The organism is Microcystis sp. LEGE 00066 (genome assembly GCF_015207925.1).
Classification (GTDB): Bacteria; Cyanobacteriota; Cyanobacteriia; order Cyanobacteriales; family Microcystaceae; genus Microcystis; species Microcystis ichthyoblabe_A.
The window spans coordinates 1-12,382 of the sequence record NZ_JADEVX010000130.1 but is presented as its reverse complement, the minus strand read 5'-3'; the positions used below and the strand labels follow the sequence as shown (position 1 = coordinate 12,382).

The 12,382-nt window shown below is 43.9% G+C and carries 10 protein-coding genes and 1 tRNA gene; 5 read left to right on the top strand and 6 right to left on the bottom strand.

Going from position 1 to position 12,382, the window contains the following annotated elements:
- Window positions 1-49: 49 nt before the first annotated feature.
- The gene (malQ, locus tag IQ224_RS16535) at window positions 50-1,552 is read right to left on the bottom strand and encodes a 4-alpha-glucanotransferase (RefSeq protein WP_002742989.1); all 1,503 of its coding nucleotides are present in this window, start codon (window positions 1,550-1,552) and stop codon (window positions 50-52) included.
- 362 nt (window positions 1,553-1,914) lie between these two features.
- Window positions 1,915-3,039 (bottom strand): hypothetical protein, encoded by a 1,125-nt coding sequence (locus IQ224_RS16530; protein WP_002742991.1) that lies wholly within the window; start codon window positions 3,037-3,039, stop codon window positions 1,915-1,917.
- Between the two features lie 656 nt (window positions 3,040-3,695).
- On the opposite strand from IQ224_RS16530, the gene IQ224_RS16525 reads away from it, so the two are divergent.
- From IQ224_RS16525 to IQ224_RS16515, 3 genes are read left to right on the top strand one after another with little or no spacing between them, the layout of a single operon-like run.
- Window positions 3,696-4,040: a DUF433 domain-containing protein gene (locus IQ224_RS16525; RefSeq protein ID WP_051048463.1), complete on the top strand. Its 345-nt coding sequence runs from the start codon at window positions 3,696-3,698 to the stop codon at window positions 4,038-4,040.
- Window positions 4,037-4,384 carry a DUF5615 family PIN-like protein gene (locus IQ224_RS16520; RefSeq protein ID WP_002742993.1) on the top strand — a complete coding sequence of 116 codons (348 nt, stop codon included), beginning with the start codon at window positions 4,037-4,039 and terminating at the stop codon, window positions 4,382-4,384. The genes IQ224_RS16525 and IQ224_RS16520 overlap by 4 nt, the downstream gene beginning before the upstream one ends.
- Window positions 4,385-4,434: 50 nt before the next feature.
- On the top strand, window positions 4,435-5,313 hold the full coding sequence (locus IQ224_RS16515; RefSeq protein ID WP_002742994.1) for a hypothetical protein: 879 nt from the start codon (window positions 4,435-4,437) through the stop codon (window positions 5,311-5,313).
- Between the two features lie 29 nt (window positions 5,314-5,342).
- Here the strand turns inward: IQ224_RS16515 and IQ224_RS16510 are convergent, their stop codons facing one another.
- Window positions 5,343-5,831 (bottom strand): sigma factor-like helix-turn-helix DNA-binding protein, encoded by a 489-nt coding sequence (locus tag IQ224_RS16510; protein ID WP_002742995.1) that lies wholly within the window; start codon window positions 5,829-5,831, stop codon window positions 5,343-5,345.
- A gap of 196 nt (window positions 5,832-6,027) precedes the next feature.
- On the opposite strand from IQ224_RS16510, the gene IQ224_RS16505 reads away from it, so the two are divergent.
- Together IQ224_RS16505 and IQ224_RS16500 are read left to right on the top strand one after the other, a co-directional pair.
- A complete protein-coding gene (locus IQ224_RS16505; RefSeq protein WP_194033233.1) occupies window positions 6,028-8,265 on the top strand; it encodes an FdhF/YdeP family oxidoreductase in 2,238 nt (745 codons plus the stop codon).
- Between the two features lie 145 nt (window positions 8,266-8,410).
- Window positions 8,411-8,836, top strand: a complete 426-nt coding sequence (locus IQ224_RS16500) for a lysozyme inhibitor LprI family protein (protein ID WP_002742998.1) — start codon at window positions 8,411-8,413, stop codon at window positions 8,834-8,836.
- 59 nt (window positions 8,837-8,895) lie between these two features.
- Here IQ224_RS16500 and IQ224_RS16495 read toward each other — a convergent pair.
- The 3 genes from IQ224_RS16495 to IQ224_RS16485 all read right to left on the bottom strand — a co-directional run.
- Window positions 8,896-8,966 (bottom strand) — tRNA-Gly (locus tag IQ224_RS16495).
- An 85-nt stretch (window positions 8,967-9,051) separates the two neighbouring features.
- Window positions 9,052-9,789, bottom strand: coding sequence for an HAD family phosphatase (locus IQ224_RS16490; protein WP_002742999.1), 738 nt, complete (start codon window positions 9,787-9,789; stop codon window positions 9,052-9,054).
- Window positions 9,790-10,165: 376 nt separating this feature from the next.
- The coding region (locus IQ224_RS16485) for an ATP-binding protein (protein ID WP_228036269.1) at window positions 10,166-12,382 on the bottom strand (2,217 nt) is incomplete at its 5' end.

Below are 12,382 nucleotides of genomic sequence, written 5' to 3'. Positions count from 1 at the left end.
CCACACCCCACACCCTGCCCCCAGGAAAAGCTTTTTCAGCAAACCCTATTTAACGATTTCTGCCAAAAAGATTGACTAAATCTCGCAATCTCTCGCTATATTCTCCGGTTAAAGCTTCCTGACGATAGCGCCATGACCAATTCCCTTCTGCGACACTGGGGGTATTCATTCGCGCATCCGATCCTAAACCTAACACATCCTGTAACGGCACGATCGCCTGATTAGCCACGGAACTATAGGCCAGTCGAATCAGATCCCAAGCCACTCCCTGACCACTGGGAGCGCCAAGATATTGATAAAGTCGCGCTTTTTCGTAGTCATTGGCATTATCCTGAAACCAGCCCACAGTAGTATTATTATCGTGAGTGCCGGTATAAATCACACAGTTGCGTTCGACGTTAAAAGGGAGATAGGGATTACCCGCATCACCCCCAAAAGCGAAGTGGAGAATCTTCATTCCCGGGAAAGCAAAGTGATCGCGAAAATCTAGGACTGCTTGGTCAATATCGCCCAAATCTTCGGCAATAATCGGCAATTTACCCAAACGAGTGCCAATAGTATTAAACAGATCATAACCTGGGGCCTTCAGCCAATGACCATTAATAGCATTTTCCTGGCCAAAAGCCACGGCCCAATAGGCCTCTAATCCGCGAAAATGATCGATACGGATGATATCGACTAGGGAAAGAACCCCTTTTAAACGGCGTACCCACCAGTCAAAGCCAGTATTTTTGAGATAATCCCAGTCATAGAGAGGATTTCCCCATAATTGCCCCGTTTCTGAGAAATAATCTGGGGGAACCCCGGCCACTTCCAAGGGATTACCCGTTTGGGGATCTAGTCGGAAAACCTGCGGATTTGCCCAAACATCGGCGCTATTATGGGAGACATAAATGGGGATATCACCGATAATCTCGATACCGAGGGAGTTAGCATAGCGTTTTAAGGCTAACCACTGCTCAAAAAACTCAAATTGCAGGAATTTGTGCAGAAAAATCTCCTCTTGTAACTCCTGTTTCGGTGTTTCCAACGCACCCCAATGACGTTCGCGAATTTCTGTCGGCCATTCCATCCATGCTTTACCCTGGTAAGCATGGGATAAAGCCATAAATAGGGCGTAATCCTCTAACCAATCAGCATTGCCACCACAAAAGCCGGCAAACTGTTTGTAAAGAATTGTGTCAGAACCCTTGACAAAATTGCTCGCCGCCTTTCTAAGTAGGGGAATTTTCCAAGCGATCAATCGCTCAAAATCCACTTGATCGAGGGGAAAATCGGGAATATCCTCGAAATCTGCCTCACTAAGCAGGTTTTTTTCCCGAAGAATATCGAGACTAATCAGGAGATGATTGCCAGCAATGGCACTAAAACTCATGTAGGGAGAGTTACCGTACCCTGTGGGGCCTAAAGGGAGAATTTGCCAGAGTTTTTGACCACTTTGAGCCAAAAAATCGATAAATTGATAGGCTTCTCTACCTAGTTCTCCAATCCCGTAACGACCGGGATGACTGGTGGGATGAAGCAAAATACCGCTAGAACGGCTAAAAGCCATGAAAAAACCCCCTTATCAGTGATTCGGTTAGCAGTTATTAAGTGTTTAAAGCTGAATGCTCACTGCTATCTCCAAGCTAACCCGATCTCGATCGATAACGGCAATACTTAACAACTTTATTAGACCTATAGGACAAAATGAGGCATTACAGCCGTACATTAACAGATCGTCTTTCCAGTTAAAAAGATTCCTTCGGATCACGTTCCACGTTACCCCGGAGGAAAAACCGATCGCTTGTCAGTTATTGCGCCAATGATAGGGGCGCATCGTGGTCAGTGAGTTGATCGAACTGCGTGCGCCCAAAATGTAATATAGATATTTCGACCAAATTGAGATGCAGCCGCCGAAAATTCAAGAGCGATTCACTTACTGTCAGTAAGTCCCACTTCTTGTAACCTCCTCTTCAACCCAGACCGGTTACTGTACTGCTCGTAAATCCGGTTCAGGCGCTCTTGGAAAACGGGTAACCGGTTTTGATATTCGGCTAAATCTCTTAATTTGACCAACAATTTAACAGCCTCATCGTAGGATTTAGACTGGGCTTTCTGAATTAGGGACTCGACTTGCTGCCAAACTTGCGCTTCCCGTTTAGCTAAAGTTTGTAGTTCCTCAATTCGCTTGGCTTCCGCTTCTTGTTGTCGCCGTTTTTCTGCCTTTTTTCCTTCCTCAGCAGCAGCCTCAAGAAGTTCTTGGATCGTGCGTCGAGGCTGGTTAGAAGCAGGAGAATTAGGGATTAATTGAGATAGCTTTTGTTTGAATTTAGCAGATAAATTATGTTCTCCTTTAGCCAATCTTAATAGGAAATCTTCGCGTTCAGAAGCCGATAATTGGCTAATAGCTTGTTGCCAAGTTTGCTCCGAGATAGTTGTTAGTTTACCACTGGATGCACAAGCAACATTTAATAAGTGTTCGTCCAATTCAAAGATTTCCGTAAAAGCCTTTTGAGCGGCAGAAAGTTGCCCTAGTCCGGGGGGTAAAGGAGGTTCTAGTTGGGTCTTATCGATGTCTATATATCCCTCCGATAAGTCAATAGCTTTCAGCCAGGCTAAATATAATCCTCGATAATCTTGCTGGAGAATTTCTTGGCGTAATCCTATCAATTCCGATAGAATCCCTTCTCCTTCTATCCAGTCATTAAAACCCTCTTCTTGACTAAATTCCCAATCTAAAATTGCCCAATCTCCCGCAAAAGATAAGCTGATATAATTATCGATACAGTAAAGTTCAATTGCTTCTCGGTTGATCAGGGATGTGGGAAAACGAAACATTAATTGCTGTGTTCCCCAGTTGGTGATGTAGTACATGATATCGAAATACCGAGCCAGCACCTGTTTGGGATCCCCGCGAAAATTGCCGTAACTATAGTTGAAACTGGCAGTCGTTGCCGTCGGTTTGACGCGACTCGATAGCTCGCAGATGGCAGCCCTTTCCTCTTGGGTGAGGGGGCGATCGATAGCTTGGAATTCGTAATATTGGTATTCGCTCATGGTGTGCAACTTATCTCAAGGTTTATGATCGATATGCTGATAATTGTACGGGGATAGTTAGGGTTTAAAGATAAATTCGACAGGACGGGCGCTCTCGGATGTATTAGGAATAACAAGAATAGGCACATCTCCCGATCTTTACCGATAAGGAAAAAGTTCGGGTGATTGATCGGTAATTTCCCCGCATCGGTCTTTTCAAGAAATCTAATCTATTCCTTTGGATAGTGGCACGGTCAAAATCGATAAGATTATAATTTCTTTTGTTAAGCACTTTAGCGATCGCTGAATATTTCTACCATCGGCGATTCATTGTCGGCTAATCGTTAAATTTTGTGAAAACAGCCTCATTGGTTGAGATTATCGGAGATGGAGTAGGGATAGGTGAATAAGAGGGAAATAATTAGATTACTTGGAGGACAATTGCACGGATGAAATCGCCGAAACTTCATTAGGTTAAGAGTTTTACCATTTGGAGAAAAGTTTAGATAAGAGGTGGGGTCTGTTTGGTGGCAGGGATGGCACTGAAGCATCGTGGGGGTGTGAGGGGGCGCGGAAACGGTTGGGACAGTAAAATCTTGGGCTCTTCTGGTTTCTGTGTGGAAAGTAGGTCTATACTGATAGTTTATTCCGCAAAATAGTCCTAAAAGTTTTGCCCAATAAGCACTTCAGGATTCCATAAGCCAAAATTATCACACAAAGTCGAGAAGAGCCATGATATTAGAATCAAAGGTCATCGCCTCGGAATTGACAACGTACTCTTTTATTTCTTGGAAGGCTATACCCCAGAAGAAATAAATGCTATCTATCCCGATCTAAGTTTAGAAAAAATCTACGCTACTATTACTTATTATCTCCAGAATCGGCAAAAAATTGATGCCTATTTATTGCGCCTCCAGAATTGGCGAGAGACCCGCTATCATGAAGCACTAAAACATCCTTCACCTCAACGAGAAAAGATGAGAAAAATTAAACAGCAAAGGCAAGATTCTATCAAGGTATGAAAATCAAGTTTTTACTGGATGAAAACTTATCCCCCCGATTGAAAGTCGCTGTCTTAAGGTTAAATCCAGAGATAGATATTTTACGCATTGGAGAGCCGAATATACCACCGTTAGGAACTCTTGACCCTGATGTTTTACAGTATTTAGGATTATCTCAACGACTCTTGGTGACAGATAATCGTACCAGTAGAAGAATATTGGCAAAAAAATCAACAAATCTGGGGACTGTTTTGGATACATCTCACAACAACAATGGGAAAACTAGCCGAAGAATTAATTATGATTTGGGAAACTACCGAAGCAGAAGATGGATCGATTTGTCGATTGGATTCCTTTTTAATTAATGATATAATAAGATTATTACCGTCCTTTTTATGCTTGATTATTAATTTGAATGACTCGCCAAATTCATGACCAATTTGCTAAGGAATATTTAGAGGAATTACTAACACCTCTAGGGATGATTAGAAAAAGTAAGAAAGTAAAAAGTGAGGTTCAAGAAATCGATGTCTGGTTTGAACCATTTAGCTCACCTCCTCCCACTGAGTTACCTTTAGGGTTACTCGGAAAAATGGCGGCTACTTCCTGTTTATTTGAACCTTTTCGCAATCCCCCGACCGAGGTAGAGATTCGCGGTTGTTTGTCAAAGTTATACGCGGTTCATGGGGATGTCTTGAGAAAAGCGAAACGGTCAAACAAAACTCTAACAGAAGCTGAACTACCAGTTCTCTGGATTCTAACGCCCACCTTTTCAGCTAGAATGATTGAAGATTTCGGGACTCACAGCGATGAGAGTAATTGGTTAACAGGGGTTTACTTTTTAGCGAAGTCTCTCAAAGCGGGCATCATTGTCATTCATCAATTACCAGTAAATGAAGACACCTTATGGTTGAGAGTATTAGGTAAAGGAGGAACTCAAAAACGAGCAGTAGAAGAGTTAGTTGAACTGCCAGAACGCAATCCTTTTCGAGAGAATTTATTAGAAATTCTGGCCAACTGGCGCAAAAACTTAGAATTGAGAGATAATTTAAGTACCGAAGAACAGGAGGACATCATGAATCTATCACCAGCTTATTTACAACAAAGGGAAGAGTGGAAAATAGAAGAACGTCACTCTATGATAACCAGTCTTCTGGAAGGACGCTTTGGCAGCCTAGATTCGGAATTATCTGGTCTAGTAGAAAAGATTGCCCAACTTCCCATCTCGGAACGCACCGTTTTACTTCTTTCTTTGGCGAATTTATCCCGCGAGGAATTGTTAGAAAGATTGTAAATTTCGTTTCTCGCTCTTCTTACAGTCGTTCAACGATAATTGTTTTCCTTTTGTTTTTGCCGATAAGCTTCAAATTCGGGGTTACTGGCAAGAATTTGACGAACGCGCTCGCGACTTAGTCCGTATTTATCCCCTATTTGCTGATAGCTTAATCCTTGTCTATGGAGTTCTAAAAAATCGTAGCTTTTTTGCAGTTTTTCCTTTCTCTGTGCATCCCGTCTTGGGGTTGGACTCTTATTGCTAAGGTGTCTTACTATTTTTCTTCCCAACTCGGTCAAAGAATATTGAGAATCGTGGAAACTAACCAATCCTTGTTTTTCCAATTCTTTCAGTATTTTATGTAGTCTGGTTAAATTATTAGCAGTTGTTGGCAATTGCCGAGACGGAACCGAAAGTATCCGAATTGCCGAATCGATCTCAATCGGATAATCTAACATCCCCTTCAGAATCTGTTTTTGTTTTGCTTCGAGATTAACGATCATCTCTTCTAAATGTTGAAAGTCTTCATTTTTATCCATCGGAATTATCATTGTAATAGACCTCTCCCCAGTCTGATAAAATCACAATCAGGGGATATTGTCAACAACTAACCGTAGCTTACCCAGTCGTTTATGCGTTGCTGATGCACTTTTTAAAAAATAGTGATAAACTTAACTGTACTGGATACACTCTCCCTATCGGAGAAATTTGAGAAAAAATCGGGAGAAAAAAACGATGAACGAACGAGAAACATCCAACAAAATTGAGGCGGGCGGGGGTTTTCCCGTATTGCAATATTGGGCAGAAAAAACCCTCTCTCCTCAAGGGGTTAAACTCTGGCAAACCTTGAATCATAAAAGTGCCTGTTTAGCTTGCGCTTGGGGAACGGGAGGACAAAAGGGCGGTTTTGTCAACGAAGCGGGGGAAAGTCTGCAACGTTGTCTCAAAAGTGTCGAGGCAGTTACTTCCGAATTAATGCCAGGTATTAAAACCGATTTTTTTCAGACCTATCATCTCGCTCAATTACAGTCCTTAACCTCCCTAGAATGCGATCGATTGGGTCGTTTCAGTTATCCCGTCCTCTTAAAAGCCGGAGAAAGTCACTATCAACGTATTAGTTGGGAAGAAGTGTATCGATTAGCCGAACAAGCTTTTCATCAACCGTCCGAGACCATTGCCTCCTATAGTTCGGGACGTTCTTCTAATGAAGCCGCCTATCTCTTACAATTGTTTTTCCGGGCATTAGGAAGTAATAATTTAGCCGATTGTTCCGATCTCTGTCATGCCGCCTCGACCGTAGGCTTAAAACAGGTTTTCGGAACCGGAACTTCGATGGTCAGTCTGGAAAGTTTAAAACAAGCCGATTGTGTGGTATTGATCGGTTCTAACCCTCCGGCTAATCATCCTCGTCTGATGAATGAATTAATTCAAATTCGTGATCGCGGCGGTAAAATTATTATTATTAACCCGCAAATTGAAGTCGGATTGGTCAAATTCTCCTCGCCCGCTTTTCCGATTAAATCTTTATTGCGGGGCGGTTCCGATATTTCGACTCTCTACCTACAGCCGATACCGGGTAGCGATACTGCCCTATTTGTCGGATTACAAAAATCTTTAATTGAACAAAATTTAGTGCGGTGGGATTATCTCAAATCCCGTACAGAAAATTGGCAATCTGTTATAGATTATGCCCGACAAACACCCTGGGAAACCATTACTAAAACCTGCGGTTTGTCCCGAGAAGAAATTGAAGCAACCGCCGCCCTTTTCGGCAATTTAGAGCGTGTAGTTTTCGCTTGGGCGATGGGGGTTACACAACAGGAAAATGGGGTAGATAATATTATCAGTATTGCCAATACCGCTTTAATGACGGGAAATGCTGGCAAAATCGGAGCCGGAACCATGCCAATCAGAGGTCATTCTAATGTACAGGGCTTCGGTTCTATGGGCGTTACAGTGAGATTACGTCAGGAAATCGCCGAGGCACTTGCTCAACTTTTAGGAAAGCCATTAAATATAACCGGCGGTTATGATACCAGGGCATTAATTGAAGCTGCCGAACGGGGAAAAATTAACACTCTTTTCTGTTTGGGAGGTAATCTTTATGGGGCAAATCCAGATTTAACTCAAGCCAAAAAAGCCTTAGCTCAAATTGATACGATTTTCTATGTTGCCACCAAGCCAAATTTAGGACATTTTCAGGGATTAGCCCGACAAAATACGGTAATTTTACCCGTATTCGCTCGTTTTGAAAATCCTCACCCGACAACCACCGAATCGGGCAATAATTTTGTCCGTTTTAACGAGCGGGGAAGCAGTCATCTACAGGGTTCCCATGTGGATATCATCTCGGAAGTAGAACTGTTAACAAATATTGCCGTCAAGGTTTTAGGCACAAACCCGATTGATTGGTCGAGATTACACGATACCGCCTATATTCGTCAGTTAATCGCCAAAACGATTCCGGGTTATGAAAAGATCGGGCAATTAGATCAAACCCAAACAGAATTTACCATTAGCGGACGGATTTTTACCGAACCCCATTTTCCAACATCGACCGGAAAAGCGCAAATGTCTGTCACCCTTTTACCCACTTTAAAAGCACCGCAAAAGCAAGATTTCAATCAACCAGAAAATGCCCCCGGAATTGCTCTGATTCTCGGAACAGGACGCAGTTATGGACAACATAATACCGTCGTTTATCAAGTGGGCGATAAATATCGGGGAATGCCTCACCGTCATTGTTTATTGATCAACGCCGAAGATGCCAAAAAAGCGGGCTTTCAAGAACATCAACGAGTCACCGTTCAAGGAGATGCTGGCAAATTAGAGAATATCGAACTTATTTTCGGTCCGATTCGCGAAGGTGTTAGCTTTATGTTCTATCCCGAAACCAATGTTTTATTCAAAGCTAAAATCGATCCTCGCTGTGGGACTCCTGCTTATAAACGAGTTCCCGTCTGGGTTTTTTAGTTATCAACTCCTCTAATTTTCTTTTTTGGAAATAATGAAATAGAGTTAACCAAGCCAACCAACGAATCGAGCAGAATGAAAAAGCTATGCTCGATTTGATCGCATTTCTGCTATCCTATTCTTACCGTCATTAAAATAAGTAGGCATGGGCGAGTTTTTGCTAACCGTATTAAGCATAGCAAGTTTATTTGCTGTCGGGATGGCTACCCCTAGCATTGCCAGTCCCACATCTGCAGCGACAAACTTGCAACTAGCTCAACGTCCTAACTGTAACAATCCCCAGACTCAAAGCGAAATGAACATTTGTGCCAGCATCGCTTATCAAAACGCCGATCGCAAGTTAAATCAAGTTTATCGACAACTACTGCCAAGACTGTCAGCTGCTCGCAAACAAAAATTAATTAGCGCCCAACAAGCTTGGATTAAGTTTAGAGACAGCAGTTGCGAATTTGAAAGAAGTGCCTATGAGGGAGGCTCTCTAGCTCCCATGATTTACGGTTTTTGTTTGGCAAATGTCACCGAGCAGCGTACCAAAGACTTGCGGAGATATTTAGAAGATAGCGATCTCTAAGTCAGAATCGCCGTTGATATTACCGATAATTCCTTAGACGTTTACTGCACAACAGCCTAAGCGGGTGAGGGGAATCGAACCCCTATCATTAGCTTGGAAGGCTAGGGTTTTACCACTAAACTACACCCGCATTTTCTTAGCACTTTCGTTAGCATAACACGAATTGCCAATTTTTGCAAGTAGGGATTTTCAGCTTGTGAATCGCCTCTAGATGGTCATAGATTGCCTAAAAATCCCGATCGCTCCTTTTTATCCCCGATTTGGCTAAAAGTTTCCTCCACGCGCTCGAGATCTAGTTGGGAGAAATTATCGATCGCCCAGTTGGACACTCTCTGCATAAAATGGAAGGGGTAGGTATGAGCGATTCCCACCACCTGCATTCCCGCTCTTTTTGCCGCTTCGCAACCGGCAAAAGTATCTTCAATCACCAGACATTCCCAGGGTTGCAATTGCAGATTAAAATTCCAACGATTGAATCTTTCTACAGCCAGTAAATAACCATCCGGTTGAGGTTTACTGGTGCTAATCTCATCCCCGGTGACAATGACACTAAAATAATCCCCAAGGCCCGTCTGTTGCAAGATTGATTCCACTTCCGAGCGTATTGCTCCCGTCACCAAACCGATTTGTAGATCCCTGGCCTTAACCCGTTTTAAAAAAGAGTATATCTCCTCATAAATAGGAAGTTTCTCTAATTTTCCTAATCTTTCTCGGTATAAACTGGCTTTTTTGTTAATTAACTTAGTCAGATACTCCTCGGTCACTTGACGACCGCGACGGGTGAGAACATTACGCAAACAGACGCGATCGCTTCTTCCCAGACATAACTCCGCAAATTCCGACCCTAGGGGCAGCAAATTTTCTCCGAGCAAGATTTCATTAATTAACTCTTGATGGATTGGTTCATCATTGATGATCACCCCATTAAAATCGAACAGAACAGCCTTTAACATCAATCTTAGACAGAAAAGCTAATAAATACTAAATATTCTTGATTATACTAAAGTTTTTCGTTGGAGCCTGGCGGGTTTTGTTCCTTACCCCATCTCAACAAACAATTTTAACCGGAAAATTGCCAAGGCCTTGACAAATTCCCAGATTTGTTCTATTATTTTGTTATAGTGGGAATCCGTGCTGCCCTGTAACCCCCCTATTTTGGGCTGAGATATTAGCCAAAAATATAACAAAAGAATTTAGGGACTTGCGTGAGAATAATATCCCAACCGATCGGAGGGCGCAAGCTTTGCGCCCCTACAGTAACGGATTTTGTCCACAATGTAGGGGCGAACTGCGTTCGCCCAAAAGGTACATTATTAAAGCGCAAGTCCCTTAGGCCATTGTTTCCGATACCCAACGACGGAATAATTCCACAGCAATCCGATAACGGGAGTCTTGGCATTCGATGACATGATGATTTTCAAGGGTTTTTAGGGCCCGGTCGAGAGTTGTGGCAGTTAGTCCGGTGCTGGACAGTAAATCTCCCCGGGTTAATCCTTGCAGATGGGGAGAAAGAACTATTAAAATTTCCTGTTGTCCGGCCGGCTCTTGTTTAGCCTGTTTCCAGACACCCGTAAAATAATAATTCCCCCTTTGGAAAAACTCAGCATCGATGGCTTTTTCCACATCTTCCACCTGAAAACGAATATCTTGGGGACGTTGCAACTCAAAGACCTGTTTATTATAAAAACGTACCAGATGAAAGCCGATCATTTGTACTAGATAGGGTTGACCGTGGGTAAGTTGATAAATTTTGTCCAAAGCGGATGGGGTATAGTCTAGGGGAAAATCCTCGTCTTCCCCAACGGGATTAGCGAGGATAACGCGAGTGGACTCAGGAGAGAGGAAACTAACTGGAATCGGGTAAACACTGCCAAAAAAAGGATGAAAATAATCGGCAGTCATCTCCTCTAGGGTATGTAATCCAGCAAAAACAAAAGCTAGACGCGGACTACTCTGGACAAGGGAACGCAGATAGCCGAGGAAATTCTGGGGGAGGGTATTCGCTTCGATTAAATCCTCAATTATCTCGAACTCATCGAGGGCAATAATTAAACCGGTTTTAGCTTTTTCCGGCAGAATCTGGCGCATCAGACGGTCTAAATAACGATTAAAATACATTTCTGGATGTTGGGAGATTTTTTCCTCTTCTGGGGCATCAATTGCCAAACTTTGGGCGATTTCCTCAGCCATAGTCAGGAGAACTTCGGCTAGGCTGGTTACTGTGGCCAAGCGCTGTAAATTAATGTAGATAACCGAGACATTTGGTGGAAGATAGGCCTCCAGATTGCGTAGAATCGAAGTTTTACCCATGCGACGATGACCATAGAGAATTACGGAGGATAGGTTATCTCCGGACCACATTGACTGAAGTTCCCGCAGGATATCCCCACGACCAACAAAGCGTTTACCGATCACCGGATCACCGATAATGTAGGGATTAGGAATCGGTTGGGTAGTAGTTACCGTTCCCACCGTTTTCGCGATGGATGTGCTAATTTCTGCCCATTTTTCGGCGATAGAAAGGATTAATTCTTTTTCTGCTTGGGGTAAAGTAGCCGCCTGTTGGTCGTTTATATCCCTTAATTCCCCGATAATCCGATTAAGAGCGAGGGATCTGGTCTGTTGGGAGTAACTTCCCTGGACTAAAGCCATTTCTGCGATAACTAGATTTAAACTGCTGATAGCTTGCCAAGTTTGCGGACGTAATGAAGGTTCTGCGGCAATGGGGGCAACCTCCAGGGAAGCGATACTATCGGGAGTTGCTGCCAGACTAAATCGGTGTAAAGTTTGGGCGAGGCTATACATTTCTTCCCCGTAGGCGAGGGAACGTACCACAGCAAAGGCTTTTTCGGCTTTTTCGGTGTCCTCTTGGTGAAGATACCAAAAACCGGCGGCGGCGGCGCGAGCAGGAGTATCGAGACGGATTTTGCTGTCAGGAAAAGAAAACAGTTTCGCGGACGCATATTTTAACAATTGCCAATCGGAGGGATTTTCTGCCAGACGGGAGACGCGATAGATAATTTCTGCCTCTGGGAATTGCGATAAAGCGCGGTTAACGGCGGCAAGGACAGGAATAAACTGGCGGCTGTACCGAAGGTATTGATTGAGGTTATTAATAGCTGTTTCCCAGTCTTGCTGTAACCATTGTTGTAGAGTCGAGGTTAACCCCGGCAGCGGTAGAAGGGTAATACGGGGAAAAAGTCGCCCTTGGGGACCAGCCAAAAGCCCGATTAGCCAATTATCAGGACGGAAAAAGGCGAATATAAACCCCACGCCGGACCCCACGCCGTACCCCACGCCGTGCAACACGCCGAACCCCACGCCCAACCCCACGCTCGACACCACGCCGTACCCCACGCCGAACAACACGCCGGACACCACGTCCGACACCACGCCGAACCACACGCCGAACCACACGCCGAACAACACGCCGAACAACACGCCGCGCACCACGCCCAACACCACCTCCGACACCACGCTGTACAACGAGAAGTACACCACGCCCGAATCCACGTCCAACACCACGGGGTACACCACGCGGTACAC

Excerpts from the sequence above, each read along its gene's own strand:
- malQ (WP_002742989.1), bottom strand. The coding sequence starts at position 1,552 with ATGGCTTTTAGCCGTTCTAGCGGTATTTTGCTTCATCCCACCAGTCAT.
- IQ224_RS16530 (WP_002742991.1), bottom strand. The coding sequence starts at position 3,039 with ATGAGCGAATACCAATATTACGAATTCCAAGCTATCGATCGCCCCCTC.
- IQ224_RS16520 (WP_002742993.1), top strand. The coding sequence starts at position 4,037 with ATGAAAATCAAGTTTTTACTGGATGAAAACTTATCCCCCCGATTGAAA.
- IQ224_RS16515 (WP_002742994.1), top strand. The coding sequence starts at position 4,435 with ATGACTCGCCAAATTCATGACCAATTTGCTAAGGAATATTTAGAGGAA.
- IQ224_RS16510 (WP_002742995.1), bottom strand. The coding sequence starts at position 5,831 with ATGGATAAAAATGAAGACTTTCAACATTTAGAAGAGATGATCGTTAAT.
- IQ224_RS16505 (WP_194033233.1), top strand. The coding sequence starts at position 6,028 with ATGAACGAACGAGAAACATCCAACAAAATTGAGGCGGGCGGGGGTTTT.
- IQ224_RS16500 (WP_002742998.1), top strand. The coding sequence starts at position 8,411 with ATGGGCGAGTTTTTGCTAACCGTATTAAGCATAGCAAGTTTATTTGCT.
- IQ224_RS16490 (WP_002742999.1), bottom strand. The coding sequence starts at position 9,789 with ATGTTAAAGGCTGTTCTGTTCGATTTTAATGGGGTGATCATCAATGAT.